Below are 26,271 nucleotides of genomic sequence, written 5' to 3'. Positions count from 1 at the left end.
GGGGGCTGCTCCTAGTACGAGAGGACCGGAGTGGACGAACCTCTGGTGTACCGGTTGTCACGCCAGTGGCATTGCCGGGTAGCTAAGTTCGGAAGAGATAACCGCTGAAAGCATCTAAGCGGGAAACTTGCCTTGAGATGAGATTTCCCAGAGCCTTGAGCTCTTTGAAGGGTCGTTCGAGACCAGGACGTTGATAGGCTGGGTGTGGAAGTGCAGTAATGCATTAAGCTAACCAGTACTAATTGCCCGTACGGCTTGTCCCTATAACCTTAGCAGGTACAGAGGATAAGACGGTACAACGTTGCGTGTGTGTTGATACTACCAGTCATTACCCCAATCTTTGCTTCTTCCAGATTCATGGCCTTGTCGTCCCACAGGAGACAAGCGCCAGTACAAGTTATGCCTGATGACCATAGCAAGTTGGTCCCACCCCTTCCCATCCCGAACAGGACCGTGAAACAACTTTGCGCCGATGATAGTGCTGCAACCAGTGTGAAAGTAGGTTATCGTCAGGCTTGTTATTCGCAGTAAGAGAAAAACCCGATCAGAAATGGTCGGGTTTTTTTTCGTCTGGCGGTTTGTGATGGCGAACCCCAAACGAAGGCTGGGGGCAGACCCCCTCGCGCGTTGGCGTCGAATCTGGCGTTGGCGGTGTGGAGGGTCTGACCCCGGTGGTTCGGTTCAGCAGGCGAAAAAAAGGCAGCGCTACGCGCTGCCTTCTTCTTGGTTTTATTGGCCGGCCACTACCGGCGTGGCGCCGCTCCTGGCGACCCATTCAATCAGCGCATCGACCGCTGCGCGGCCATTACCATTGCCCACCAGGTCGCTATTGATCATGGCGACCACCACGCACAGCTGGTTGTTGGCGTCGGGCACATAGCCGGCGATGGCGACGACATTCTTCAACGTTCCCGTCTTGATGCGGGCCCGCGCGGCGGCCGGGCTGTTCAACAGGCGCTTGCGCATGGTGCCGTCCAGCGCGACGATGGGCAGGCTGGACTGGAACTCGGGCGCCCACGGACTTTGCTGCATCGCCTGCAGGACGCCGGCCATTTGCGCTGGCGCAATGCGTCCCGTGCGCGACAAGCCGGAACCGTTGTCGACTAGCATGCCTTGGGTATCGATATTGTGCCGCTGGAACCATTCCTGGATGACTTGCCGTGCCCGGCTGGCCGTGTCTTCCGGCGCCGCCATGGCGACGGGGCGGCTACCCAGCCAGCCATCGCTCTGCAAACTGCCCAGGCTCAGGAACAAGGTACGGGCCAGGGTGTTGTCGGAGCTCTTGTTGATATCGCGCAAGACCTCGGGCAAGGCGCGCGCCACGTGGTCGGCCAGCATGCGCGTGCCGACCGGTTCGGCCGTTGGCGGCAAGCCTGTTGCCGGCGCTTCGCGCACCGTGCCCGTGATCGTGCCGCCCAGGCGTTTCCAGGTGGCACGGAACAAACGGTCCGCATAATCGTTGCGGTCGAGCACGTTGATGCTGGTGGCCTTGCTGCAATTTTGCGGGAAGGTGCCGTGCAGAATCACCTGCAGCTTGCCGTTCGCATCGCGCCGGTATTCGGGCGGGCGCCAGCCGTCTTCCCATCTGGCGCAACTGCCCTTGACCAGTTTCATGTCGCTCGTGATGCTGACATTTTCGAGCGGCGGCTGCATCAGGATGCTCAATTGCCGCTCCGTCGAGTTCATGTTGATATCGAGCAGATTGGTGTTCAGCAATAAGGCGTCGGGAATGACGTTGTAGCGGAATTCGGCGGATTCGTCGAACGGTGCTGCGCCGATATCGGGCCGGGCCGGCTGGAACAGCTGGCGGTCGAGGATCAAATCACCCTTGATTTTCACGATACCCTGGTTGCGCAGGGTTTGCAGCATGTGCGCGAGTACGTCCGCATTGAAATCCGTGTCGGCGCCGCCGCGCAGGATCAAGTCGCCTTTCAGCACGCCATTGATGACATCGGCGCTGGTGCGCAACTCCGTGCGGCCGCGAAAGATGGGGCCCAGCTGCTCCAGGCCCACGGCCGTCGTCACCAGCTTCATGGTGGACGCGGGCTGCATGCTGCGCTCGGCCCCATGCGACAGCACGGTGGCGTTGCCGCGCAAGACGATGGCGCCCATGGCGTCTTCCGGAATATTTGCGCTGCGCAGCAGCAGGCTCACGGATTCGGGCAATTGCGCGTGGGCAGTCGACAGGCCAAGACCCGCCAACAGTGCAGCCATCAGAACAGGACGTAACATGGTGCTCCTTAGTGGAAAAAGACGTAGGCAACGAAGACGGCGGTAATCACGCCAGCCAGATCCGCGATCAGGCCGGCCGTGATGGCATAGCGCGTCTTGCGGATGCCCACCGAGCCGAAGTACAGGGCCACGATATAGAAGGTGGTGTCGGCCGAGCCCTGGAAGACGCAGGCCAGGCGGCCGACGAAGGAGTCGACACCGTAGGTATTCATGGCGTCGATCATCATGGCCTTCGAGCCGGAGCCGCTGAGCGGCTTCATCATGGCGGTCGGCAAGGCGGGCACGAAGTCCGTATTGATACCCAGGTTGGCGAAGAACCAGTTCATGCCGCTCATCAGGAAATTGAACACGCCCGCATTGCGGATCACGCTGATGGCTACCAGCATGCCGACCAGGTAGGGAATCACGGTGATCGAGGTCTGGATGCCGCCTTTTGCTCCTTCGATGAAGGCGTCGTACACGTTCACCTTCTTGCGCAGCGCACCAATAATAAATATGGCAATCACGCTGATCAATACCAGGTTGCTGACCACTTTGGACACCAGCTCGATTTCCTGTTTCGTCAGGTATTGCGTAAAGTACCAGATCATGGCGACGATGGCGCTCGTCATGCCGCCCATCCAGCCCAGCACGACCCGGTTGAGCAAGTTGATACGCTGCTTGATGGAGACCGTGATGATGCCGACCATGGTGGCCACATAGGTGGCGATCATGCAGGGGATAAAGATGTCGGACGGGTCTGCCGCGCCGAGGATGGAGCGCTGCGCCATGATGGCCAGCGGAATCAGGGTCAGACCCGAGGTGTGCAGTACCAAAAACATGATTTGCGCATTCGTCGCCTCTTCCTTGTTCGGGTTCAAGGTTTGCAGGCTTTCCATGGCCTTTAAACCGAACGGCGTGGCCGCATTGTCCAGGCCCAGCAGGTTGGCCGAGAAATTCATCACCATGTGGCCCGTGGCCGGGTGGTCTTTCGGAATTTCCGGGAAGATGCGCGAAAAGAAGGGTGCAATCACTTTGGCCAGCCAGCCGACGATGCCCGCCTTTTCGCCGATGTTCATGATGCCGAGCCATAAGGTCATCACGCCGGCCAGCGGCAGGGCGATATCCATCACTCCCATGCGCGCCGTCTCGAAGGTGCCATCGATGATGCGCTTGAAGATATCGGTATCGCCGAGAAACAGCCACTGCAGCACTGCGGCCAGGAAGCCAACGAGGAAAAAGCCGGACCAGATGTAATTAAGTGCCATATGCGATCAGTTCTGTGTGTCGGGAGTGAAAAATGTCTGCAAACAAAGTATAGGGGTAGCCCGATACGAGTTGATGAAAGAATGCAGCAATCGCATGCCAAAAAGTTATAAGCTGGCAGCCTGTTTTCATTGGCGCCCCGTCGCTTGCCCGCGTAGTGTGGGGGATGCCTGTCGCTTAGCGCTGTTCCTTACCTTTGTCTGCACTGGATCACTGATGATGTTTTTACGCAAAACCGCCTGCACCGCCGGCCTGGCCCTGTTGACGCTTTTCACGGTACCGGCCCATGCCGCCGCAGATGCCGCCCGCGCCGGCAAGACCCTGCACTTGTTTTTGAGCACCAGCGAGACGGGCCTGGACCCGGCCGTGGCATCGGACCTGGCCAGCCTGAACTTGATGGAAAACATTTTCGACCCGCTCTTGCGCTATGACTACTTGGCGCGCCCGGTGCAGCTGCAGGGCAACACGGCGCGCGGCTTGCCGACCGTGGAAGATGGCGGACGCACGTATATCTTTCACTTGCAGCCCGGTATTTTCTTCACCCCCGATCCCGCCTTCAAGGGCAAGCCGCGCGAAGTGACGGCGCAGGATTATGTGTACAGCCTGACGCGGCTGTATGACCCCAGCCTGAAGTCGCCGTGGTTGTTCTTGCTGGAAGACAAGCTGGTGGGCGATGCGGCCCTGAAAGCCAAATTCAGCTACGACACGCCGATCGCCGGCCTGCAGGCGCTGGACAAATACACCCTGCGCATCCGCCTGAACGGCGTCGATCCGAACTTCCTGTTTTACCTGGCGATGCCGGCAACAGCGGTGGTGGCGCGCGAAGTGGCTGAAGCGTACCCGGCGGCAGGGCAGATCGGTAATCACCCCGTGGGCACGGGGCCGTTCCTGGTGAAGGAATGGAAACGCAGCGACAAGATTGTGCTGCAAGCCAACCCGACTTTCCGTGCCACCGTGTTTCATACGGAGGCCAAGGCGCTGGCCGCCTTGCCGCTGGAGGCGCGTACCATCGCGACCGCGCTGGAAGGCAAGCAATTACCGCTGGTCGAGCGCATCGAGGTGCGCATCGTCGAGGAATATCAATCGCGCATGCTGGGTTTCCTGAAAGGCGAATTCGATTATCTGGAGCAAGTGCCGGAGTCGATGACGGATATGGTGCTGGAAAATGGCGCGCTGAAACCGGCATTGCTTGCCAAGGGGCTGCAGCTGACGCGCTTTCCCGTGCTGCAAACGTATTACATGTGGATGAATATGGACGATCCCGTGCTGGGCGGCACGAGCAAGGACAAGCTGGCCCTGCGGCGCGCCATCGCCCTCAGCTATAACAGCCGCGAAGACATCGCCTTGCTCAAAAAAGGCCTGGCCTTGCCGGCCCAGTCGCCGCTGCCGCCGAATGTGCTCGGTTACGACAAGCACTACCGCAGCCCCGTCGCCTACGATCCCGTGCTGGCGCGCGCCCTGCTGGACCGCTTCGGCTACAAGGCGGGTCCCGATGGTTTCCGCACCCAGCCGGACGGCACACCCTTGCTGCTCACCATGCACACGGAACCGAGCACGGTGGGACGCTTGCGCGACGAATTGTGGCGCCGCAACCTGAACGCCATCGGCCTGCGCGTGGAATTTAAAAGCGACAAGAAGACGGAAATCATCAAGGCGTCGCGCCTTGGCAAGGTGCAGATGTTCGAAACCAACTGGATCGCCGACTTCCCCGATGGCGATAACTTTATGCAATTGTTGTATGGTGGCAACGTTGGCCGCGCCAACTATGCCCGCTTCAATTTGCCCGATTACAATAAACGCTATGAGGAGGCGCGCCTGCTATCCGATACACCGCGCCGACGCAGTCTGTACTTCGACCTGTTTCAGCTGATCCACGCTTACACGCCGTGGGTGTTGCTGACGCATCCCATCTCTGCCGACCTGCAACAACCGTGGCTAAAAAACTACAGGCGCCACCCCGTGGAATTCACGTCCTGGCGCTATCTGGACGTGGATAAAAGCAGGGCTAGCCCCGCAGGCAAGTGACCATGTCACTGAAAAGGGCATTCATTCCAAAAAGTTATGGTTAGGAAAGCATTTTTCATTGGCTGGGCCCGGATGCATCGCGCTACTCTGAAAATGAAAACAAATAAAGTCATGCGCAAATGTCATAAAAAAATGTACTGCGAGACAGACAGTTGCGACGTGAAAAAAACAGCCTGACTTGAGAACTCAAGTTTCGATTGCCCAAATAAAGGAGAGACCCGTGAAATTGAAGAAGCTAGCGCAATTGGTGGCATTGATGGGGGTGGTGGGGCCGGTGATGGCACAGGAAGCGGCGGCACCAGCAATGCAACGGGTCGAAGTCACGGGCAGCAGCATCAAACGCGTCGCCAAGGAAGGCGCGCTGCCGGTGCAAGTCATTTCGTTTGAACAGATCGAAAAGCAGGGCATCACGACGACCGAGCAACTGGTACGTACGCTGTCGGCGAATGGCACGGGCGCCGATAACATGACTTCGGGCAATAACGTGTTTGGCGCGGATGCCGACAGGGTCAGCGGCGGCGCCTCGTTCGCCTCGCTGCGCGGCCTGGGACCGTCGAGCACCCTAGTGCTGTTGAACGGCCGCCGCATCGCCACGCATGGCGCCAGCGGCAAGTCGGTCGACCTGAACTCGATACCGCTGGGCGCGATCTCGCGCGTGGAAATTCTCAAGGATGGCGCCTCGGCCATCTACGGCACGGACGCCATCGGCGGCGTGATCAATTTCATTCTGAAAACCAATTACAGCGGCGTGGAAGCGTCCGTTTCCACCAACGACACGCAGGCAGGCGGCGGCGCCACGCGTCGCGCCTCGCTCCTGGCCGGCACGGGCTCGCTGGAAAGCGATCGCTATAACATCATGGCCAGCCTGACCGTCGACAAGGCGCAGCGCCTGAATGGCAGCGACCGCTCCTTCGTCAACGGCTTCCAGCCGGGCCGCGGCCTGTCGCCCGACACCACGGGCACGCCGTTCGCCAACCAGATGGCGGGTGCCGGCACGGCGCTGGGCGCCTCGTTCCAGCTGCCCGGCGACGCGAATAAATACCTGCAAGCCAATCCGTTGAGCTTCCAGGGCAAGTGCGACAGCATCGCCGGCATGTCGCAGTACCAGACGGAGCTGTGGAAAGACGTGACCTCGCCGCTGCGCACCAAATATTCCTGCGCCTACGACTATGGCGCCGACTATGTGCTGCAATTCCCCGTCGAACGGGCCAATCTGTTGTCGCGCGGTACGTTCCAGCTGGCGCCCGACCACCGCATGTTTGTCGAAGTGCTCGGTTCGCGCACCAAGGCCACGGCCATTTTGACGCCGATGCAGGTGCAGGCGACCGTCGCCAACAAGAATCTGTATCCGGTCGGTGGCGCGTACTACCAGGACCTGTCGGCCTACATCCCCTCGTTCGACAAGACCAAGCCGCTTTCCTATAAATGGCGCGCCAATGACGTGGGTAACCGCACGCAGGAAAACACCACCGACAATGCCCGCGTGCTGGTGGGCTTTGAGGGTAACTTTGCCAAGTGGGATTACAAGGCCGGCATTTCGCGCGCCGAAAGCAGCACCAAGACCAAGCTGACGGATGGCTATTCCTATACGGACAAGCTGTACGCGGCATTGGCGACGGGCATCATCAATCCGTGGGTGGGCGCCGGCCAGAGCCAGACGGAAGCGGCCAAGCAATTGATCGAATCGACCAAGTTCCGTGGCGACTTCCAACATGGCAAGACAACCCTGACGCAGATCGACGGTTCCGTTTCGGGCGAGCTGTTCCAGCTGCCGGCCGGTGCGCTGGCCATGGCAGCCGGTTTTGACTTGCGCCGCGAAGGTTACAGCTTCGGGCAAGATGTCGACGCCATCCAGATCCTGCTGGCGCCGGGCAATGCCGCATTGAAAGATGCCAGCCGTACCGTCAAGGCCGTGTATGCCGAATTGCTGGTGCCGGTCACGAAGGACCTGGAAATGCAGCTGGCCATCCGCCGCGATGATTACAGCCTGGTAGGTGCGACGACGAATCCGAAAGTGGCTTTCCGCTACCAGCCAACGGATTTCCTGCTGTTCCGTGGTTCGGCCAGCAAGGGTTTCCTCGCGCCAAGCTTCCAGCAGCTGTACTCCGGCTCGCTGAGCCAGGAATTGCCGAACGGCGTGATCGACCAGGAAGGCTGCGCCAAGCATCCGGGCGTGCCCGAGTACTGCGCCATCGACCGCCTCGACTACAAGACGGGTGGCAACACGAACCTGAAGCCGGAAACGTCGAAGCAGGGCAGCGTCGGTTTTGTCATCGAGCCATTCAAGGGATATTCGGCCTCGTTCGACTACTGGGCCATCAATACCAAGGATCGCATCCTGAACCGCACGCCGCAAATCGTGCTGACCAACTACCAGGCACTGAACCAGTACATCCACCGCAATCCGGACGGCACCATCGAGTACGTGCAGGCGGGCTGGATCAATGCGGCAGGCAGCCGCGTGCGCGGCCTCGACGTGGGCTTGCGCGGCGAAGGCAAGATCCGGGACGCGAAATGGACGGCGACCCTGGACGGCACGTATATGGACAGCTTCAAGTTCGCGGAATATCAAGGCCAGGAATACCAGGAACTGGTCGGCAAGTTTTATACGCGCGACCTGTACCTGCGCTGGAAACACAATGCCAGCTTCGGCGTGTCGCGCGGCGACTGGAGCGGCTTGCTGATCCAGAGTTTTTCGTCGGGCTACAAGGACCAGGTGCCGAATGGCGGCAAGGGTACGCCGCCGCCAGGTTTCAAGCCGGATGTGTCTAGCTACACCACGTATAACTTGTCGGGCACGTACACGGGCTTCAAAAATACGACGATTACCGTGGGTATCCAGAACTTGTTCGACCGCGATCCGCCGTTCACCGCGCACAACGTGGATGAAGTGGTGGGCGCCGGCTGGGACCCGCGCGTAGCCGACCCGCGTGGCCGTTCGCTGTCGTTCCAGCTGAAGTACAAGTTCATGTAAGGCAGCCATGCCGGCGGTGATCCTGCCGGCATGCTAACCTCGTGCGGCGGCGCCTGGCGTCGCCGTTTTTTATTCCAGGAAAGGGCCGCATGTCCAGTCAGACCAATCTCAGCCGGCGCCGCTTCGGCGGCTTGCTGGCCGCCACCCTGGGGGCGGCAGGCACACCGGCGTGGGCGGCGGCCGCGCAAGGGAAGGGCAAACGTATGCAACAGCAACACGCATTGATCAAGCCGGCGCGCCTGCGCGACGGCGATCTGGTCGCCATCATCGCACCGGGCGGTTTTACGGATGAGGAGTCCATCGCCAAGGCCGTACGCAATATCGAATCGCTGGGCTTGCGCGCCAGCCTGGGCGCGAATATCCGCGCCGTGCACGGCAACTATGCGGGCACGGTGCAGCAGCGCCTGGACGACCTGCACGCGGCGTTTCGCGATCCGGAAGTCAAGGCCGTCTGGGCCATCCGCGGCGGCTCCGGCTGCATTTCGCTGCTGGCGCTGCTCGACTATGCCTTGATCCGGCGCAACCCCAAAGTACTGATCGGCTATTCCGACATCACGGCCCTGCACCTGGCCATCGGCCGCCAGACGGGCCTGGTAACGTTCCACGGCCCCGTGGCGTCATCGACGTTGTCCGACTACACGGTGACGCAGCTGCGCAATGTGCTGATGACGCCGCAAGACAATTACACGATCCCCATGGCGCTGGACAATCACCGCCGCGCGCAGACGCACGCCAACTTTGCCATCCGCACCGTGCACGGCGGCCAGGCCACGGGACGCTTGACGGGCGGCAACCTGTGCATGGTCAGCGCGCTGGCGGGCACGCCGTATGCGGCCGATTTCCGTGAACACATCCTTTTCCTCGAAGAAATCAATGAAGTACCGTACCGCATCGACCGCATGCTGTGCCAGCTCGACCTGTCCGTGGGGTTTAACAAGGCTGCGGCCTTGATGCTGGGCATCTTCGAGCATTGCGAGGCGGCCGAGGGCGACACCGGGCTGACCCTCGATGCTACCCTGGATCAGCATTTGCAGCCTTTACGCGTGCCGGCTGTCAGCGGCTACTCGTTTGGCCACATCCGCCACCAGTTCACGATACCGATGGGCATATTGGCGACCCTGGATGCGGACCGGCAAACCCTGACCTTGTTGGAGCCGGCCGTCTGCTAGCGTACGGTGCAGCGGGGCGATTGTCAGTATGCTAGTGTGATTGCAGGCGCGGCACGAGGCCGCGCCGTCTTCTTCACCGCACCCGACATGATCAACCGCCACGCCAGTACCTACATCCTCAGCCACCCGCTGGCCTTTACGCTGCAGGTGCTGAAGGGTTTCCGCGCCAACCAGGGCCTGCTGCTGGCGGGCGCCGTCGCGTATTACTCGCTGCTCTCCATCGTGCCCCTGCTGATGCTGGTGGTGGTGGCCCTGTCGCACGTGATCGCGCAGGACGAATTGCTGCAAACAATCGGCCATTACCTGGAATGGCTGGTGCCGGGGCAATCGAAAGCCATCGTGGCCGAGATCGCACATTTTCTCGATAACCGGGGCGTGATCGGCTGGCTCTTGCTGCTGACCATGCTGTTTTTCAGCTCGCTGGCGTTTACCGTGCTGGAAAACGCCATGAGCGTGATTTTCATTCACCGCGTGGCCATCCGCCGCCGCCATTTCCTCATTTCCGCCGTGCTGCCGTACTGCTACATCCTGTGTCTGGGCGTCGGCATCTTGCTGATCACCCTGGTGGCGGGCGGCTTGCAGGTGATGGGCGAGGAAAGCGTGCGCTTCCTGCGCCATGACTGGGGCCTGGAAGGGGTGTCCGGCGTGCTGCTGTATCTGCTGGGGTTGGCGGGTGAAATCCTGGTGCTCAGCTCGATTTACCTGGTCATGCCGGTGGGGCGCCTGTCGATCACGCATGCGCTGATCGGCGGCGTGACTGCGGCCCTCTTATGGGAAATCGCGCGCCACGTGCTGGTCTGGTATTTTTCCACCTTGTCGCAGGTCAACATCGTGTATGGCTCGATGACGACGGCCATCGTCGTCATGTTCAGCCTGGAAATCGGCGCCACCCTGTTGCTGCTGGGCGCGCAAGTGATTTCCGAATACGAAAGAGTGGCCCGTGGCGGGGAAGAAGACAAGCCGTTGGCGCTAAGGACTTGATTTAAAAAGGTTGTTGCGCTGCACAAAAATCTGTGCTATACTCCGTTCAGTGATTGAGATTTGGCGACAAATTATCTCACCATCCAGTTTCAGCGCGGCGACCGACAGGTGTAATGTCGATGGCGTGACAGTGCGAAGAAATGGATTTTGTAATTCCGGATACGATGGTCGATTTTACACTTGGAGTCACCATGCAGATAGCATGGGAGTCCGAAAATCAGGAGGCACTTTGCAGATAGCACTGGCGTCCATGACACGATTAAAGCATTGGTAATACATTGGAACAAGCCCGCGTTTTAGCGGGCTTTTTTTCGTCCATCGTTGGCAGTCGCTCGGGGTCAGACCCGGCGGGTCTGACCCCAGCATTTGACGTGGGGTTTACAAAGCCCGCGCAATCAAAATCTTCTGGATATCGCTGGTGCCCTCGTAAATCTGGCACACGCGCACGTCGCGGTAGATGCGCTCGACGGGGAAGTCGGACACATAGCCGTAGCCGCCGTGCACCTGGATGGCGTCCGAGCACACTTTTTCCGCCATTTCCGACGCAAACAGCTTGGCCATGGCCGCTTCTTTTAAACACGGCAAGCCCGCATCCTTCATGGCTGCCGCATGGCGGATCAGCTGGCGCGCCGCTTCAATTTGCGTGGCCATGTCGGCCAGGCGGAATTGCACGGCCTGGTGCTCATAGATGGGCTTGCCGAAACTCTCGCGCTCGCGCGCATAGCTCAGGGCCGCTTCATACGCGGCGCGCGCCATGCCCACGGCTTGCGAAGCGATGCCGATGCGTCCGCCTTCCAGGCCGGACAGGGCGATCTTGTAGCCTTGCCCTTCTTCGCCGATCAGATTTTCCGCCGGGATGCGGCAGTTGTCGAACAGGATCTGCGCCGTGTCCGACGAATGCTGGCCCATCTTCTGTTCCAGTCCCGCCACGATGTAGCCTGGCGTGTTCGTCGGTACCCAGAAGGCGCTGATGCCGCGCTTGCCGGCCGCCTTGTCGGTGACGGCCATGACGATGGCCACGTCCGCATACTTGCCGCTGGTAATGAATTGCTTGGTGCCGTTGATGACATACTCATTGCCGTCGAGCGTGGCCGTCGTGCGCAGGGCCGAGGCGTCGCTGCCCGTGTGCGGTTCCGTCAGGCAAAATGCCCCCAGCATGGCGCCTTGCGCCAGTGGACGCAGCCATTGTTCCTTTTGCGCATCGTTGGCGTACATCATGGCGATGCTGCACACGGGACAATTATTCACTGAAATGATGGTCGACGTGCCGCCATCACCGGCGGCGATTTCTTCCAGCACCAGGGCCAGCGACACGTAGTCGAGGCCGGCGCCACCGAGCGCTTCCGGCACGGCCACGCCAAAGGCGCCCAACGCGGCCAGTTCCTGCAATTCTTCTTTCGGGAAATGATGTTCCTTGTCCCAGCGGGCCGCGTTGGGCGCCAGGCGCTCGCGCGAAAAACTGCGCAGCGCTTCCTGGATCATGGTCTGTTCTTCATTGAGTATCATGGGACGTCGTCTCGTATTTTTTTATAGTGGATGCGGGAATTACCAGCCGATGGGCTTGCCATCGTAGTTGCGGAACACGGCCTTGTCCGTGGCCGGCAGGCTGGCCAGGGTGGCGCGGATGCCGGCAGCGCTTTGCTCGGGTGAAATATCGGCGCCGGCGCCGCCCATGTCCGTGCGTACCCAGCCCGGGTGGAACGCCACGCAGCTGACGCCTTGCGGGCCATGCACGAGGGCTGTGTCGATCAGCACGGAATTCAGGGCCGCCTTGCTGGCGCGGTACAGCGAACCGGTGGGATTGCCCCGTTCGCTCAGGGAACCCATGTGCGAGGACAGCACGGCCAGCTTGCCTTTCGCGTTGGCCACCAGCGGCGCCAGGATCGGCAGCAGCCGCATGGCCGCCAGCACGTTCGTGTGCATGACGAGGTCGAAATCGGCTTGCGCTGGGAAACCGTCGTGGCGGGGGCCGTACACGCCCGCGTTGAGGATGGCCACGTCGAGCTTTTCATCGTCGAGCTTCCAGCCCAGGCCGGCACAGCCTTCCACGTCCGTCACGTCCAGCTGGTGCGCTTCCGCGCCCAGTTGCGCGAGGGCGTCGCAAGCGTCCGGTGTGCGCGCCGTGGCGATGACACGCCAGCCATCGTGGCGGTATTGACGGACGAGCTCGTGGCCGATGCCGCGCGAGGCGCCGATGATCAATGCGGTAGGCATATGTTTTCTCCCTGAAAATAAAATGAAAGGGCGCGCACCGTGAACTGCGGTGCGCGCCCGTGCTCAGGAAGAGCTTATACCAGTTCGATCGCCATCGCCGTCGCTTCGCCGCCGCCGATGCACAGGGCTGCCACGCCGCGCTTGCCGCCGGTTTTTTTCAGGGCGCCCAGCAGGGTGACGATGATGCGCGCGCCCGAGGCGCCGATCGGGTGGCCCAGCGCGCACGCGCCGCCGTGGATGTTGATCTTGCTGTGCGGAATGTCGAGGTCGTGCATGGCGGCCATCGGTACGGCCGCGAACGCTTCATTGATCTCGAACAAGTCGACATTGCTGCTGCTCCAGCCCGTTTTCGCGTACAGCTTTTTCACCGCGCCGATGGGGGCCGTGGTGAATTCGTTCGGCGCCTGCGCATGCGTGGCGTGGCCGTGGATTTTCGCGATGACGGTGCAGCCGAGTTTTTTCGCCGTCGATTCGCGCATCAGCACCAGGGCTGCCGCGCCATCATTGATCGACGAAGACGAGGCGGCCGTGATGGTGCCGTCTTTCTTGAACGCCGCCTTCAAGGTCGGGATTTTTTCCAGGCGGGCTTTTTGCGGGCCTTCATCGATGCTGACGATGGTGTCGCCGCCACGGCCGGACACGGTCACGGGCACGATTTCCCATTCGAAACTGCCATCCTTGGTGGCCGCTTGCGCGCGTTTGACGGATTCGATGGCGAACGCATCCTGCGCTTCGCGCGTGAACTGGTACTGGCTGGCGCACTCTTCGGCAAACGTGCCCATCGAGCGGGCATTGCCCTTTTCATCGCGGCTATAGGCGTCTTCCAGGCCATCCATCATCATGTGGTCATAGATCATGCCGTGGCCGATGCGGTAGCCGCCGCGCGCCTTCGGCACCAGGTAGGGGGCGTTGGTCATCGATTCCATGCCGCCCGCCACCACCACGTCGGCGCTGCCGGCGAGCAAGGTGTCGTGCGCGAACATGGTCGTCTGCATGGCCGAGCCGCACATTTTCGACAGGGTCACCGCGCCCGTGGAATCGGGCAAGCCAGCCTTGCGCAAGGCCTGGCGCGCGGGTGCCTGGCCCTGGCCAGCCATCAGGCAATTGCCGAAATACACGTGTTCAACGGCATCGGGGGCCACGCCGGCCCGTTCGACGGCGGCGCGGATGGCCACGGCGCCCAGGTCGCTGGCGGTGACGTTGGCAAAGTCGCCCTGGAAGGCGCCCATGGGGGTGCGCGCGGCACCGACGATTACGACTGGATCATTCATGTTGGATCTCCGGTTAAGGGTGGGGATGGTGACTGCATACAAAAACGCAGGTGCTGCGGATAAGGGAAGACGTCCTCGATATGGCCGTCTTCGATGCGCTGCTTGCGCGCCTGCCAATATTGCGCCGTTAGCAGGTCGGCATGGTGCTGCATGAAATAGGTGCGGATGCGGGGATTGCCCAGCAGGAAGGTGCCAAATTGTTCGGGAAACACATCGTGTTTGCCGATGGGATACCACGGTTCGGCCGACATTTCTTCCTCCTCCGTGCGCGCTTCAGGGATGACGCGGAACTGGCAATCGGTGATGTACTCGATTTCATCGTAATCGTAAAAAACGACACGCTGATGACGGGTCACGCCAAAGTTTTTATACAGCATGTCGCCCGGGAAAATATTTGCCGCTACCAACTCCTTGATGGCGTTGCCGTACTCGACGATGGCGTGTTCGACCAGGTCATCGCGGCCTTCTTTCTCGGCATTGCTCAGCCACATGTTCAGCGGCACCATGCGCCGCTCGATGTACAGGTGGCGGATGATGATCTGCTCGTGGTCTTCCTCGATCAGCGAGGGGGCGAACTGTTTCAGCTCGGCCAGCAATTCCTCGGCAAAACGGGCGCGGGGAAAGGCCACGTTGGAATACTCGAGCGTGTCGGCCATACGGCCCACCCTGTCGTGGTGTTTCACCAGCAAATACTTTTGCTGGACTTGCGCGCGCGTCGTTTCCTTGGGCGGCGGGAAGAAATCCTTGATGACCTTGAAGACATACGGAAACGACGGCAGGGCAAACACCAGCATCACCAGGCCGCGGATGCCGGGCGCGCTCTCAAAGTGGTCCGACGAGTGTTTCAAATGCTGCAGGTAGTCGCGGTAAAACAGCGTCTTGCCCTGTTTTTGCAGGCCCAGTATCGTATAAATTTCGCTGCGCGGTTTGCGCGGCAGCAAGCTGCGCAGGAATTGCACATAGGCCGATGGCACTTCCATATCGACCAGGAAATAGGCACGCGTAAACGAAAACAGCACGGCGATCTGTTGCTGCTCGAACAGCACCGTGTCGAGCACCAGCTTGCCGTGGCGGTTGTGCAGGATCGGCACGACAAACGGGTATTCGCGGTTGCCGTTGATGCCCTTGCCGACCAGGTAGGCGCCCTTGTTGCGATAAAACAAGCTGGTTAGGACCTGGATCTGGTGGTTCGGTTCCAGCCGGTCGCCGCCAAACAATTGCTGCAGGCGCGCTTCCACCTGGGCCACGTCACGCTCCAGGTTGGCAAATGCGCAGCCCAGCTGGAAGTCCATCACCATGCGCGTCAGGGTGTGGCGCAAGCCATCCTGGCCGGGGTAATACACGCGGTAGGTGGGGGCCGGGTCTTGCGTTTCGATGTATTCCGTGGACACGACGGGCCGCACGAAAATATAGTCGTTATTGAAATACGTGCGGTGCAGGATGTTGCAGCAGACGGAATTGAAGAAGGTTTCCGCCAGTTCCGGCTGCTTGTGTTCCGTCAGCATGCCGATGTAGTGCAGCTTGAGTTCGCGCCACACTTCGTCGCTCAACTCCGACTCTTCGTACTCGTCTTCGAGCATCTGCACGCATTCCTGCACGCGCTTGTCATAAAAGTCGATGCGTTCTCGGGCTGCCGTCTGCGCCGCGGCCCAGGCGCCCTGCTCGAAATACTGCTTGGCGTGCTGGCTGGTTTCGCGGAACAAACGGTAATGCTTGTCGAAGCCGTCGCGGATGGTGCGCGCGATATCGAATGCAATCTGGGAAGAGAGCAATTTGGGGAAGGCAATGTGCGTCATATCTGTGCTCGCATGAATAGCTCATCACCCAGTCGATAATCGCGCGCCCGTACTTACTTGGTTTCCGCAAACAGTTCGCGGCCTATCAGCATGCGGCGGATTTCGCTGGTCCCGGCGCCGATTTCATACAGCTTGGCATCGCGCCACAGGCGGCCGGCCGGATACTCATTGATGTAGCCGTTGCCGCCCAGGGCCTGGATCGCTTCGCCTGCCATCCACGTCGCCTTCTCCGCACTATACAGAATGGCGCCGGCCGCATCCTTGCGCAGCTGGCGCACGGCTTCCGGCGTGGTGGCGCGGTCGCAAGCCTGGCCCACCGCATACACATAGGCCTTGCACGCCATCATGGTCGAATACATATCGGCCAGTTTGCCCTGCATCAATTGGAATTCGCCGATGGGCTGGCCGAATTGCTTGCGGTCATGCACGTAAGGCACGACCAGGTCCATGCACGCCTGCATGATGCCCAGCGGGCCGCCGGACAGCACGGTGCGCTCGAAGTCGAGGCCCGACATCAGCACGTTGACGCCCTTGCCCAAGCCGCCCAGCACGTTTTCGGCCGGTACTTCGCAATCCTGGAATACCAGTTCGCCCGTGTGCGAGCCGCGCATGCCCAGCTTGTCGAGTTTTTGCGCGATGGAAAAGCCCTTGAAATTCTTTTCGATCAGGAACGCCGTCATGCCGCGCGGACCCGCTTCCAGGTCGTTTTTCGCGTACACCACCAGCACGTCCGCGTCGGGACCGTTGGTGATCCACATCTTGGTGCCGTTCAAGACCCAGCGGTCGCCCTTGAAGTCGGCGCGCAGCTTCATGCTGACGACGTCCGAGCCCGCATTCGGTTCCGACATGGCCAGGGCGCCGATGTGCTCGCCCGTGATCAGTTTCGGCAGGTATTTGGCTTTTTGCTCGGCCGTGCCGTTGCGCTTGATCTGGTTGACGCACAGGTTCGAGTGGGCGCCATAGGACAGGCCGACGGAGGCCGAGGCGCGCGAGATCTCTTCCATGGCGATGATGTGCGCCAGGTAGCCCATGCCGGCGCCGCCGTATTCTTCGCTGACGGTGATGCCGAGCAAGCCCATGTCGCCCATCTTGCGCCACAGGTCCATGGGGAACTGGTCCGTGCGGTCGATTTCGGCCGCGCGCGGCGCGATTTCGGCGGCGGCAAATTGTTGGATCGCTTCGCGCAGGGAGGCGATGTCGTCGCCGTGGTCAAAGGTCAAGCCTGGGAGATGGAGCATGTCGTCCTCGTCGTCGTTATAAGTGTGGCGGTCATGGATGCCGGGTCAGTGAAGCTATGATACTCAGTTGTGACGTTTACGTAAACGTAAAGCGATACGCGTAAAGCGCTGCGCGGCAAGCGCCGCCGCATGGATACCTAGTTTGTTTGCGCCTTATCAAGGCTCAAGTCCGCCAGCATGCGCGCGCAAGCGTCTTCATGCGCGCTGATTTCCGCCAGCGCCATTTCGATATCGATGCGCTGCTGCTCCAGCGTCTGCCGGTGCTGCGCCAGCACGCCCAGGAAACGGTCCATCTGCGCGCGCGTATCCTTCGGCGACTCGTACATGTCGACCAGGCTCTTGATTTCCGACAACGCCAGGCCCAGGCGCTTGCCGCGCAGGGTCAGTTTCAAGCGGGTGCGGTCGCGCGGCGTATAGACGCGGCTGCGGCCGCCGGCGCCTTCGCGTTTCGGGCTGAGCAAGCCCTGGTCTTCATAGAAACGGATGGCGCGCGCCGTGATGTCGAATTCCCGCGCCAGTTCGGTAATGGTATAGGTCGTCATTGCTGCGGGCGGTGTCGGTTGCATGGGTGGTCGGTCGCTGGATGGGTGCTGCAGGGTAATGGGTGGCAAAGTGCCGTTTACGTCAACGTCAATACTATTGTAGCGTGCCCTGCCCGTGCTGCAACAAAGAAAGGCGTGAATGGGGGGATTTGGCGAATAAGGCAACAATTACTGAAAATAAATTGATTCTTCTTGCGCAAACGCGCTTAAGATCGAGAGTTGGTGGCCAAGATGACACCAAAAAGAGCTTTCCTGGCATAACAGCGACATTCTTTTCGCTGCGATGGCAGTAAAATTTTCAGGCACAGATTCTTTCCAGCCGGCACGATCAAAAAACAACGTTTCACTATGAGTACGTCGTTCATATCGTTTCCATGTTGGAAACAAAATGGCCCTTCTGAAAACTTTGTCTACAAGAAATTGTATGACATGGGCATTGCGTGTATCGGTAGAGAAGGGCATTATCCGATACCGTACGTTGTAATGCCAAACCGAGGCTTTGAATCGTGCTGCAGTGCGAAAATCAAGGCTAGCCGCGAATTTGACCCGAAGCCACGCAGAATCGCAAGAGAAAATTTGGCCCACTTTTTCACCTGAAAAGCCCGGCTGGAGTGTTAATTGTTAATTTATACTCTTTTCAAATGTAACAATCTGTATGGTCATTCAAGAAACTGACTTTCATGTTACAACATGAAATAGTACACCTATGAATTCTTCTAACGAACGCGAAAGCTTCAGCCAGCGACTTCAGTTGGCTCTCAAAAACGCCCATTATTCTCCAGACAGCCCGACCAGACTGGCCCGGGAATTCAATATCCGTTTCGACGGGCGCCCGATTACCGTGCATGCAGCTAGGAAATGGTTAGTAGGTGAAGCAATTCCGACGCAAGAGAAATTGCGCATGATTGCCCAATGGTTGGGCGTTCCAGCGGAATGGTTGCGTTTTGGTGGTCCGGAAAGCGCCACGCCGAATGGCGAAGCGGGCAGCGCTTTGTCGCGTTTTGAGTCCGCCGATGTGAAATTAATTGCCGATTTGCAAAGATTAGATGAACATCATCGTCAAATCGCGCGAGAATTTATTCGCATGCTGGTCAGAGTCAACTACCAAAAGTAAGCATTCAGGCCATCCCCGGCCGGCGCCGTCCGCCTTTCGCTGACGGTGCTCTCCCTGTCCTTTTATTTGCGCAACGTCATACTGGAGACATGATTTTGCCGCACAATAAGACCTCGCATGTTGCGCTGCAGCGGAATTATTTAACAATAATCCCGCTCGCGGCGGCGCAGCGGCCAATACCAGCGCATAATCACATCAGAAGCAGCCAGTTCATCCACTACGGAGCCGAGCATTTGAGCCGTCTTATGAAAAGTAACTACAGCAATACCGCGCAGCTGAAGGACTTGATGACCGTGCCCCCCATGACTGCCGCGCAACATGCGGAAGTGATGCGCAAACGGATCGCCCACCGCAGGATGGTTGAAGAAGCCAGGGATTTGAAGCAGGCAAGTGCCACGCAATTCGAAAAACGCTAGTGGTGGATGCTTGACCAAAGCTGCTGCGCGTCGGCATAGCTAGCCTGCGATGCTCACCGTACTAGAGTACGGTTGCGCTTCTCGACTAGCTCTTCCTTCCGCTCGCTACGCTTTTGTCAGGCATCGTGATGCCAGTTAATTCGTGACGCCAACTAGAGGATAGGGGTGTCGCCAGCGGACTTCAAGCCATTCCACCGCGGTGCCAGGCTGTGCTCGATGCCCAGCAGGTCGATGACGCGCGCCACCGTATGGTCGACCATTTCCGCAATGCTCTGCGGGTGGTGATAAAAGCTCGGCAAGGGCGGGAAGATGATGCCGCCCATTTCGGTCACGGCCGTCATATTGCGCAGGTGCGCCAGGTTGAACGGCGTTTCGCGCACCATCAGGATCAGGCGGCGGCGCTCCTTGAGCACCACATCGGCTGCCCGCGTGATCAAATTATCCGACAAGCCATGCGCCACGGCCGCCAGGGTCTTCATCGAGCACGGTGCGATGACCATGCCATCCGATTGAAACGAGCCGCTGGCGATGCTTGCGCCGATGTCGCGCAGCTTGTGCACCACGTGCGCTTGCGCTTCGATTTCCTTGCGCCCCACGCCTGTTTCCTGGTGCAGGGTTAGTACGGCCGCATCGGACAAGACCAGATGCGTCTCGACGCCAGGGATGGCGCCGAGCAATTGCAGCAGCCGCAAGCCATACACGGCGCCCGTGGCGCCCGTGATGGCCACGACGATACGGCGCGGCCGCGCAAGCTGGCTATCAGGCATCCAGCAGGGACTTCAGTTCGCCCGATTCAAACATTTCATTCATGATATCGGAACCACCGATGAACTCGCCTTTGACATACAGCTGCGGAATGGTAGGCCAGTTCGAGTAATCCTTGATGCCTTGGCGTACTTCCGGGTCATCCAGCACGTTGACGGTGGCGATGTTTTCCACGCCGCATGCTTTCAGGATCTGGATGGCGCGGCCGGAAAAGCCGCACTGCGGGAACTGGGCCGTGCCCTTCATGAACAGCACGACTGGCGTGCTCGTCACGGTTTCTTTGATCCAGGTTTGTACGTCGCTCATAGCTGCCTCTGATGGGTAAATAAATAGATGCCGTCATTTTATAAGAAAACGCCGGCACGGGTATGCGCTCAAGTCATAAATCGGGCAAGTCAGCCACGTTGAGGCTTATAAGGTCTTGCCCAGGCACACCGATTGTGCCGCGCCCACGTATTTACCCCAGGCAATGACGGGCGCATAGCCGTGTTTGGCATAAAACGCCACGGCGCGGCCATTTGCCACGCGGGTGGACAGGTGCAGGGCATGGTAGTGATGCTGGCGCGCCTGCGCCTCTACATGGGCCAGCAGGGCCGCGCCCACGCCGGCGGCGCCAGGGCGCGCATACATGCGCTTGAGCTCGCCTATGGTGCTGTCCGCCTCGCCCAGCGGCCGCAGGGCGGCACAGCCTAGCAGTTCTCCAGCGCCATCGCGCGCCAAGTAAAAGCCGCCGCGCAAAGTTGCCGCTTCGACATCGAAGGAGGAACGGCCGCTGTCGCCATTGATGCGCAGCAGCGTATCCGACAATTCATCGAGCAGCAGCTGCGCCTCCATGCTGGCGGCGTCCACCGCCAGGATGACGAAATCATGCCCGGCGGCCATGGACTTAACCGCGCAGCTTGGCGAACGCGGCGGCCATGCTGCCGGCCGGCTCGGGCGCGTTGCGCGACTGCGACTGGTGCTGCGCCATGCTGCGGCGGTCGTTGCGGTCGCCCTTTTGCTCGGGCTTGCTGCCCGCTTGCGGCGCGCTGTCCGTCAGGCGCATGGTCAGCGCGATGCGCTTGCGCTTTTCATCGACTTCCAGCACTTTTACGCGGACGACTTGTCCCGCCTTGACCACCGTGTGCGGATCTTTCACGAACGTGTTCGACAGGGCCGAGATGTGTACGAGGCCATCCTGGTGCACGCCGATATCGACAAAGGCGCCAAAGGCGGCCACGTTGGTGACCACGCCCTCGAGGATCATGTCCGGGCGCAAGTCGCGGATTTCTTCCACGCCTTCCTTGAAGGTGGCGGTGGTGAACTCCGGACGCGGGTCGCGGCCCGGCTTTTCCAGTTCCTTCAGGATGTCGGAAATGGTCGGCACGCCGAAGGTTTCATCCGCATATTTGGCAGGGCTCAAGGTTTTCAGCAGCGCCGTTTCGCCGATGACAGCCTTGATATCCTTCTTGATATCGGCCAGGATCTTTTCCACCAGCGGGTACGATTCCGGGTGGACGGCCGAGGCGTCCAGCGGATTGTCGCCGCCCATCACGCGCAAGAAGCCGGCGGCCTGTTCGAACGTTTTATCGCCCAGGCGCGGCACGGCTTTCAAGGCTGCGCGCGAGGTGAACGCGCCCTTCATGTCGCGGTAGGTGACGATGCTTTGCGCCACGCTGGCCGACAGGCCGGAGACGCGCGCCAGCAGGGGCGCCGACGCCGTGTTCACGTCCACGCCCACGGCATTCACGCAATCTTCCACCACGGCATCGAGCGAGCGGGCCAGCTGGCTTTGACTCACGTCATGCTGGTACTGGCCCACGCCGATCGATTTCGGGTCGATCTTGACCAGTTCGGCCAGCGGGTCTTGCAGGCGGCGCGCAATCGACACGGCGCCGCGCAGGGACACATCCATGTCCGGCAACTCTTTCGAAGCGAATTCGGACGCGGAATACACCGACGCGCCCGCTTCCGAGACGACGATCTTCGTCATCTTCGCTTCCGGATGCTGCTTGATCAAATCCTGCGCCAGCTTGTCGGTCTCGCGCGAGGCCGTGCCGTTGCCGATGGAAATCAGGGACACATTGTGCTTGGCGGCCAGGCGGCCCAGCGTATGCAGCGAGCCATCCCAGTCGTTCTTCGGCTGGTGCGGATAGATCACGGCCGTGTCGACCACTTTACCGGTGGCATCGACAACCGCCACTTTCACGCCCGTGCGCAAGCCAGGATCGAGGCCCATGGTGGCGCGCTGACCGGCCGGCGCGGCCAGCAGCAGCGCTTTCAGATTGGTGGCGAACACGTTGATCGCGTCGAGTTCCGAGCGTTCGCGCAGGGCGCCCATCAGTTCCGTTTCCAGGTGCATGAAGCTTTTCACGCGCCAGGTCCAGCGCGCCGTGTCGGCCAGCCATTTGTCGGCCGGACGGCCTTGTTGCTTGATGCCGAAGCGGGCGGCGATGCGGCCTTCGCACGGATTGTGCGGCGCATCCCATTTCGGTTTTTCCGCTTCCGTGTCCAGGCGCAGGGTGACGTCGAGGATGCCTTCGCGGCGGCCGCGCAGCAGGGCCAGGGCGCGGTGGGAGGGGACCGTGGAAATGGTTTCCGAGTAATCGAAATAATCGGCGAATTTTTCGCCTTCGTCCTGCTTGCCCTCCACCACTTTCGATTCGACGATGCCATGTTCCTGCACGTATTCGCGCAAGGTTTGCAGCAACGTTGCGTCTTCGGCGAAACGTTCCATCAAAATCTGGCGCGCGCCGTCGAGGGCCGCCTTGGTATCCGCCACGCCCGGGTTGTTGCCGTCGGCACTCGTAAACGCGTCGCGCAGGAACTTGCCCGCTTCCATTTCCGGCGTCAGTTCGGGATTGTCCAGCAAGCCGTCGGCCAGCGGCATCAGGCCCGCTTCGATGGCGATCTGCGCCTTCGTGCGGCGCTTTTGCTTGTAGGGCAGATACAGATCTTCCAGGCGCGTCTTGTCTTCCGCGTGCATGACGGCGTCGAGCAATTCGGGCGTCATCTTGTTCTGTTCCGTGATCGACGCCACGATGGCGGCGCGCCGCTCTTCCAGTTCGCGCAGGTAGCGCAGGCGCTCTTCGAGCAGGCGCAGCTGGATATCGTCGAGGCCGCCGGTCGCTTCCTTGCGGTAACGGGCGATGAAGGGCACGGTGGCGCCTTCGTCGAGCAGTTCGATGGCGGCGGCAACCTGCACCGGTTTGGCGGCAAGTTCAAGGGCAAGACGTTGTTCGATAGTGGGCAGCATGGTTGTTTCCAGAGCGATCAAGCCTGGAATGATACGCAATCGGCGCGATTGCGCAATCTTGACAGCGCAAATGGACTGTGCGTTGACAACGGCGTCAACGTGGCGGCAGCAGCGGGCTGGCGGGCGGTGGGGGACTTGGGCGCTGCGGCGTGACGGACTTGCCAAAGGCATTGCCCATGCGGTGTTCGAGGGCGGCGCGGTTGTACAGGCCCAGCTGGTTCGACGGGCGCTGCACGATCGCTTCCGCGCCGGACAGGGCGGGCGGCTGCCGGTTCAGTGTGTTGCTATTGGGTAATAATTTTTCATTCAAGCATGACATCGATTGCGTGCGCTGGCCATTGACTTCCACTTCCACGCAGCCCTTCTGCGGCGCGGCGGCCTTGACGACGACGGTGTGTTCGTCCGCCTGTGCGGACAGGGCGGCGCAGGCCAGCAGTAACAGCAAGAACAGGTGTGCCATGGCGGCTCCCGGAGCGGTGGTGAAGCGCCCAGCATAGCAAGGTCATATGTCGCGGTGATGACACAGGCCGGGATGCGGGCTGGCGCCATGTCATGCAGTTGTCATTTTATGAAGCTACCATCTTGCCATTCTGCAGACAACATTGCAGTCAAGACACTTCATGAGCAGGCTTTCTCGTTGATTTCCCTGGAAAATGACACAAACCTACCGCCGCGCCGCAAAGGGCAATGCCCTGTCCGCCTGCTTGCTGATGACATTGATGACATTCATGACATTCGTGCGACCGGCTGCGGGTGCGGACGGTGCTGATGCCGCCGCGCACGCTACCCTGCACTTCGACTTGCCCGCCCAGCCGCTCGATGCGGCGCTGGTGGCGTTTGGCGAAGTGACCGGGTATTCCGTGCTCGTCAGCAGCCAGCTGGCGGCCGGTCGCGTGGCAGCGGCCGTGCGCGGCGACTACACGCCGGCCGAAGCGCTGCAGCGCCTGCTGGCCGGCACGCAGCTGGGCGCGCGCTTCAGCGGCAGCAACGCGTTTACCTTGCTGGCGCTGGCGGACGCCCCCGTGGCGCCGGCGCCCGTGCCGGCCGAGGCCGTTCCCGCCGCGCCGCCGTTGCAAGGCTATGCGGCCGTTCTGCAGCGCTCGCTCACGCGCGCCCTGTGCCGCTTGCATCCGGACGCGTTTGGCCGCTACCGCCTGGCTTTCCAGCTGTGGCTCGACGAGCGGGGCAAGGTGCGCGCCGTGCATGTGCTGGAACCGAGCGGCGTGGAACAGCGCGACCGCGCCGTGCTGCAGCGCCTGCGCAGCCTGCTGATCGATGACGCGCCACCGGCGGGCTTGCCGCAGCCGCTGACGATTTTACTGACGCCGCGGCCCGACCCAGGCGCCGATTGCGCGCCCTACCTCCTGTCCGGGGTGTCCTGACCATGCCGGACTTGCTGAAAGCCACCTTGCGCAAGCTGTTCCTGGAACGCTACGGACAGTTTCGCCGCCACTTGCAGCGCCGCCTGGGCTCGGAAGACCTGGCCAATGACGCGCTGCATGAAACGTATCTGCGGGTGGAACGGATGAATGCGCCCGAGGCGATCAGCTACCCGTCCGCCTACCTGATGCGCATCGCCATCAACATTGCGGAAGATCAACGCCGCGACAATGCGCGCCTGCTCAGCCTGCCGGATATCGACGATCTGTACGAGATGGCCGATGAATTGGCCGACCCGGCCCGCACCTTCAGCGCGCGCGCCGAGCTGGAAGAACTGGAACGGGCCTTGCAGGAGCTGCCGAAACGCCGGCGCGCCATCGTCATCGCCGCCCGCGTCGACCAGTTGCCGCACCGCGACATCGCCGAGCGCTTCGGCATTTCCGCCCGCACGGTGGAGAAGGAATTGCGCGCCGGACTCGAACATTGCTGCGAACGCATGGGACGCGATTTCATCCAGCGCTTCGGTCCCGGGGCGGGAAAAACGTCTAAACATCATGACTGAACAAGCGGAAGACGACATGGGTGTCATCGAACAGGAAGCGCAGGCGTGGGTGGTGCGCCTGGCCTCGGGCCAGGTCAGCGAGCGCGACGCGCAAGTGTTTCGCCACTGGTGCGCGCGCAGCCGCAAGCATGCCAATGCGTTTGCCGAGGCGCGCGCCGTGTGGGGCGCCATGGCGCCGGCCGCGCGCGCCGTCAAGCGGGCGCAGGCGCCCGTGAACGTGGCGCGGCGCGCCTGGCTCGGTGGCGCCGTCGCTGCCGCACTGGGCTTGCTGGTGCTGCGCCCGCCCACGGACCTGTGGCCGGCCGTGGCGGGCCTCGCTGCCGACTACGCCACCGGCACGGGCGAGCAGCGCGAAGTGGCGCTCGATGGCGGTGTGCTGGTGCAGATGAATACGCAGACGCGCCTCGATGCGGCGCCGCTGCAGGATGGCGCCGCATCGCTGGTACTGCTGGCGGGCGAGGCGGAATTCCAGGCCGGCTTGCGCGGCGCGGCGAGGGTGCGCGTGCAGGCGGGCGACGGCACGGTGTCGGCCGGCAGCGCGCGCTTCAATATCCGCTTGTTCGGCCAGGAAGTGTGCGTGACCTGCCTGGCGGGCCGCCTGCGCGTGGCGCAGGCCGGCAACGATGCGGAACTGGCGGCGGGCCAGCAGCTGCGTTATCGGCCCGAGCATTTCGGCATCGCGCGTGCGGTGGCGAAGGGCGACGTCAGCGCGTGGCGCCAGCGCCTGCTGGTATTTAAACAAAGCACGCTGGCCGAGGTGGTGGACGAGGTGAACCGCTACCGTCCCGGCAAGCTGATCCTCAATGGCGAGGCCTTGAAGCACACGCGCGTGCAAGCGAGTTTTTCGCTCGACCGCCTCGACGATGTGATCGCCCTGATCCAGGACGCGTATGGCGCGCGGGTGACGCGGCTGCCGGGCGGCATCGTGCTGTTTGGCTAGCGATGCAGGCCGATGGCATCTCGCCAATTATGACATTTTCATGACCTTTTGCAGTCCCGGACCTTGTTCCCTGTCAATGCTGCTGGAAGCCGCGAATCAGTGCCTGCCGCCCGCCCCGTGCGTGCCGCGCGCCGCCTCGCGATATCGGTCAGCAACGGAACATGAAAAGGGA

General features: G+C 61.0%; 22 protein-coding genes and 2 rRNA genes. 11 read left to right on the top strand and 13 right to left on the bottom strand.

The genetic code is table 11. The features are described 5' to 3' along the window. Positions 1-263: ribosomal RNA gene (locus JAB1_RS12960) — 23S ribosomal RNA — on the top strand; the annotation flags it as partial. 139 nt (positions 264-402) lie between these two features. Then, positions 403-515: ribosomal RNA gene (gene rrf / locus JAB1_RS12955) — 5S ribosomal RNA — on the top strand. A 214-nt stretch (positions 516-729) separates the two neighbouring features. Here rrf and dacB read toward each other — a convergent pair. Then, positions 730-2,232, bottom strand: a complete 1,503-nt coding sequence (gene dacB, locus JAB1_RS12950; protein WP_070280176.1) for a D-alanyl-D-alanine carboxypeptidase/D-alanyl-D-alanine-endopeptidase — start codon at positions 2,230-2,232, stop codon at positions 730-732. Positions 2,233-2,240: 8 nt separating this feature from the next. Further along, a complete protein-coding gene (locus JAB1_RS12945; protein WP_034753725.1) occupies positions 2,241-3,479 on the bottom strand; it encodes a nucleoside recognition domain-containing protein in 1,239 nt (412 codons plus the stop codon). A gap of 217 nt (positions 3,480-3,696) precedes the next feature. On the opposite strand from JAB1_RS12945, the gene JAB1_RS12940 reads away from it, so the two are divergent. The 4 genes from JAB1_RS12940 to JAB1_RS12925 all read left to right on the top strand — a co-directional run bounded on the left by JAB1_RS12940 (position 3,697) and on the right by JAB1_RS12925 (position 10,626). Continuing rightward, entirely contained in the window at positions 3,697-5,502 is a 1,806-nt protein-coding gene (locus JAB1_RS12940; protein ID WP_070280197.1) for an ABC transporter substrate-binding protein, read from the top strand. A gap of 220 nt (positions 5,503-5,722) precedes the next feature. Beyond that, a complete protein-coding gene (locus tag JAB1_RS12935; protein WP_070280175.1) occupies positions 5,723-8,476 on the top strand; it encodes a TonB-dependent receptor in 2,754 nt (917 codons plus the stop codon). Positions 8,477-8,565: 89 nt separating this feature from the next. After that, entirely contained in the window at positions 8,566-9,645 is a 1,080-nt protein-coding gene (locus tag JAB1_RS12930) for an LD-carboxypeptidase (protein ID WP_070280174.1), read from the top strand. 87 nt (positions 9,646-9,732) lie between these two features. Further along, positions 9,733-10,626 (top strand): YihY/virulence factor BrkB family protein, encoded by an 894-nt coding sequence (locus JAB1_RS12925; protein ID WP_070280173.1) that lies wholly within the window; start codon positions 9,733-9,735, stop codon positions 10,624-10,626. A 378-nt stretch (positions 10,627-11,004) separates the two neighbouring features. On the opposite strand, the gene JAB1_RS12920 is transcribed toward JAB1_RS12925, so the two are convergent. The 6 genes from JAB1_RS12920 to JAB1_RS12895 form a co-directional block, all read right to left on the bottom strand. Further along, complete coding sequence (locus JAB1_RS12920) at positions 11,005-12,132, bottom strand: acyl-CoA dehydrogenase family protein (protein ID WP_070260720.1); 1,128 nt, start codon at positions 12,130-12,132, stop codon at positions 11,005-11,007. 39 nt (positions 12,133-12,171) lie between these two features. After that, entirely contained in the window at positions 12,172-12,840 is a 669-nt protein-coding gene (locus JAB1_RS12915; protein WP_034780987.1) for an SDR family oxidoreductase, read from the bottom strand. 74 nt (positions 12,841-12,914) lie between these two features. Then, positions 12,915-14,111, bottom strand: coding sequence for an acetyl-CoA C-acyltransferase (locus JAB1_RS12910; RefSeq protein WP_070260716.1), 1,197 nt, complete (start codon positions 14,109-14,111; stop codon positions 12,915-12,917). Continuing rightward, the gene (gene aceK, locus JAB1_RS12905) at positions 14,108-15,907 is read right to left on the bottom strand and encodes a bifunctional isocitrate dehydrogenase kinase/phosphatase (RefSeq protein WP_070280172.1); all 1,800 of its coding nucleotides are present in this window, start codon (positions 15,905-15,907) and stop codon (positions 14,108-14,110) included. Before aceK ends, JAB1_RS12910 begins: the two co-directional genes overlap by 4 nt. Before the next feature lie 53 nt (positions 15,908-15,960). Next, positions 15,961-17,145: an isovaleryl-CoA dehydrogenase gene (locus tag JAB1_RS12900; RefSeq protein WP_070260712.1), complete on the bottom strand. Its 1,185-nt coding sequence runs from the start codon at positions 17,143-17,145 to the stop codon at positions 15,961-15,963. Positions 17,146-17,282: 137 nt separating this feature from the next. Next, positions 17,283-17,687, bottom strand: a complete 405-nt coding sequence (locus JAB1_RS12895; protein WP_034780980.1) for a MerR family DNA-binding transcriptional regulator — start codon at positions 17,685-17,687, stop codon at positions 17,283-17,285. A 706-nt stretch (positions 17,688-18,393) separates the two neighbouring features. Here JAB1_RS12895 and JAB1_RS28785 point away from each other — a divergent pair. Both JAB1_RS28785 and JAB1_RS29570 read left to right on the top strand, forming a co-directional pair. Then, entirely contained in the window at positions 18,394-18,801 is a 408-nt protein-coding gene (locus JAB1_RS28785; RefSeq protein ID WP_034753756.1) for a hypothetical protein, read from the top strand. A gap of 89 nt (positions 18,802-18,890) precedes the next feature. Beyond that, positions 18,891-19,217 (top strand): hypothetical protein, encoded by a 327-nt coding sequence (locus JAB1_RS29570; RefSeq protein WP_034780978.1) that lies wholly within the window; start codon positions 18,891-18,893, stop codon positions 19,215-19,217. Positions 19,218-19,369: 152 nt separating this feature from the next. Here JAB1_RS29570 and JAB1_RS12890 read toward each other — a convergent pair whose 3' ends face one another. The 5 genes from JAB1_RS12890 to JAB1_RS12870 all read right to left on the bottom strand — a co-directional run bounded on the left by JAB1_RS12890 (position 19,370) and on the right by JAB1_RS12870 (position 23,677). Further along, entirely contained in the window at positions 19,370-19,984 is a 615-nt protein-coding gene (locus JAB1_RS12890) for a UbiX family flavin prenyltransferase (RefSeq protein WP_070280171.1), read from the bottom strand. Then, on the bottom strand, positions 19,977-20,288 hold the full coding sequence (grxD, locus tag JAB1_RS12885; RefSeq protein WP_010402157.1) for a Grx4 family monothiol glutaredoxin: 312 nt from the start codon (positions 20,286-20,288) through the stop codon (positions 19,977-19,979). The genes JAB1_RS12890 and grxD overlap by 8 nt, the downstream gene beginning before the upstream one ends. Before the next feature lie 105 nt (positions 20,289-20,393). Then, a complete protein-coding gene (locus tag JAB1_RS12880) occupies positions 20,394-20,864 on the bottom strand; it encodes a GNAT family N-acetyltransferase (protein WP_070280170.1) in 471 nt (156 codons plus the stop codon). 4 nt (positions 20,865-20,868) lie between these two features. Further along, positions 20,869-23,217 (bottom strand): Tex family protein, encoded by a 2,349-nt coding sequence (locus JAB1_RS12875; RefSeq protein ID WP_034780972.1) that lies wholly within the window; start codon positions 23,215-23,217, stop codon positions 20,869-20,871. Between the two features lie 94 nt (positions 23,218-23,311). After that, positions 23,312-23,677, bottom strand: a complete 366-nt coding sequence (locus JAB1_RS12870; protein ID WP_070280169.1) for a hypothetical protein — start codon at positions 23,675-23,677, stop codon at positions 23,312-23,314. Positions 23,678-23,945: 268 nt separating this feature from the next. Between JAB1_RS12870 and JAB1_RS12865 the strand changes: the two genes are divergently transcribed. Genes JAB1_RS12865 through JAB1_RS12855 form a run of 3 tightly spaced genes read left to right on the top strand, consistent with a single transcriptional unit; the run spans position 23,946 to position 26,099 of the window. Next, complete coding sequence (locus tag JAB1_RS12865) at positions 23,946-24,599, top strand: secretin and TonB N-terminal domain-containing protein (protein ID WP_175445055.1); 654 nt, start codon at positions 23,946-23,948, stop codon at positions 24,597-24,599. 2 nt (positions 24,600-24,601) lie between these two features. Next, positions 24,602-25,159 (top strand): RNA polymerase sigma factor, encoded by a 558-nt coding sequence (locus JAB1_RS12860; protein WP_070260704.1) that lies wholly within the window; start codon positions 24,602-24,604, stop codon positions 25,157-25,159. Further along, the gene (locus JAB1_RS12855) at positions 25,152-26,099 is read left to right on the top strand and encodes a FecR domain-containing protein (RefSeq protein WP_070280168.1); all 948 of its coding nucleotides are present in this window, start codon (positions 25,152-25,154) and stop codon (positions 26,097-26,099) included. The genes JAB1_RS12860 and JAB1_RS12855 overlap by 8 nt, the downstream gene beginning before the upstream one ends. Positions 26,100-26,271 lie beyond the last annotated feature (172 nt).

It is taken from the genome of Janthinobacterium sp. MP5059B (assembly GCF_001758645.1).
Lineage (GTDB): Bacteria > Pseudomonadota > Gammaproteobacteria > Burkholderiales > Burkholderiaceae_D > Janthinobacterium > Janthinobacterium lividum.
The sequence above is the reverse complement of the archived record's forward strand: the minus strand, read 5'-3'. Positions and strand labels throughout refer to the sequence as shown.

What these genes read in the sequence shown, in the direction of transcription:
- dacB (WP_070280176.1), bottom strand. Translation starts at nt 2,232, where the DNA reads ATGTTACGTCCTGTTCTGATGGCTGCACTGTTGGCGGGTCTTGGCCTG.
- JAB1_RS12945 (WP_034753725.1), bottom strand. Translation starts at nt 3,479, where the DNA reads ATGGCACTTAATTACATCTGGTCCGGCTTTTTCCTCGTTGGCTTCCTG.
- JAB1_RS12940 (WP_070280197.1), top strand. Translation starts at nt 3,697, where the DNA reads ATGTTTTTACGCAAAACCGCCTGCACCGCCGGCCTGGCCCTGTTGACG.
- JAB1_RS12930 (WP_070280174.1), top strand. Translation starts at nt 8,566, where the DNA reads ATGTCCAGTCAGACCAATCTCAGCCGGCGCCGCTTCGGCGGCTTGCTG.
- JAB1_RS12925 (WP_070280173.1), top strand. Translation starts at nt 9,733, where the DNA reads ATGATCAACCGCCACGCCAGTACCTACATCCTCAGCCACCCGCTGGCC.
- JAB1_RS12920 (WP_070260720.1), bottom strand. Translation starts at nt 12,132, where the DNA reads ATGATACTCAATGAAGAACAGACCATGATCCAGGAAGCGCTGCGCAGT.
- JAB1_RS12915 (WP_034780987.1), bottom strand. Translation starts at nt 12,840, where the DNA reads ATGCCTACCGCATTGATCATCGGCGCCTCGCGCGGCATCGGCCACGAG.
- JAB1_RS12910 (WP_070260716.1), bottom strand. Translation starts at nt 14,111, where the DNA reads ATGAATGATCCAGTCGTAATCGTCGGTGCCGCGCGCACCCCCATGGGC.
- aceK (WP_070280172.1), bottom strand. Translation starts at nt 15,907, where the DNA reads ATGACGCACATTGCCTTCCCCAAATTGCTCTCTTCCCAGATTGCATTC.
- JAB1_RS12900 (WP_070260712.1), bottom strand. Translation starts at nt 17,145, where the DNA reads ATGCTCCATCTCCCAGGCTTGACCTTTGACCACGGCGACGACATCGCC.
- JAB1_RS12895 (WP_034780980.1), bottom strand. Translation starts at nt 17,687, where the DNA reads ATGACGACCTATACCATTACCGAACTGGCGCGGGAATTCGACATCACG.
- JAB1_RS28785 (WP_034753756.1), top strand. Translation starts at nt 18,394, where the DNA reads ATGAATTCTTCTAACGAACGCGAAAGCTTCAGCCAGCGACTTCAGTTG.
- JAB1_RS29570 (WP_034780978.1), top strand. Translation starts at nt 18,891, where the DNA reads ATGATTTTGCCGCACAATAAGACCTCGCATGTTGCGCTGCAGCGGAAT.
- JAB1_RS12890 (WP_070280171.1), bottom strand. Translation starts at nt 19,984, where the DNA reads ATGCCTGATAGCCAGCTTGCGCGGCCGCGCCGTATCGTCGTGGCCATC.
- grxD (WP_010402157.1), bottom strand. Translation starts at nt 20,288, where the DNA reads ATGAGCGACGTACAAACCTGGATCAAAGAAACCGTGACGAGCACGCCA.
- JAB1_RS12880 (WP_070280170.1), bottom strand. Translation starts at nt 20,864, where the DNA reads ATGGCCGCCGGGCATGATTTCGTCATCCTGGCGGTGGACGCCGCCAGC.
- JAB1_RS12875 (WP_034780972.1), bottom strand. Translation starts at nt 23,217, where the DNA reads ATGCTGCCCACTATCGAACAACGTCTTGCCCTTGAACTTGCCGCCAAA.
- JAB1_RS12870 (WP_070280169.1), bottom strand. Translation starts at nt 23,677, where the DNA reads ATGGCACACCTGTTCTTGCTGTTACTGCTGGCCTGCGCCGCCCTGTCC.
- JAB1_RS12865 (WP_175445055.1), top strand. Translation starts at nt 23,946, where the DNA reads ATGACATTCGTGCGACCGGCTGCGGGTGCGGACGGTGCTGATGCCGCC.
- JAB1_RS12860 (WP_070260704.1), top strand. Translation starts at nt 24,602, where the DNA reads ATGCCGGACTTGCTGAAAGCCACCTTGCGCAAGCTGTTCCTGGAACGC.
- JAB1_RS12855 (WP_070280168.1), top strand. Translation starts at nt 25,152, where the DNA reads ATGACTGAACAAGCGGAAGACGACATGGGTGTCATCGAACAGGAAGCG.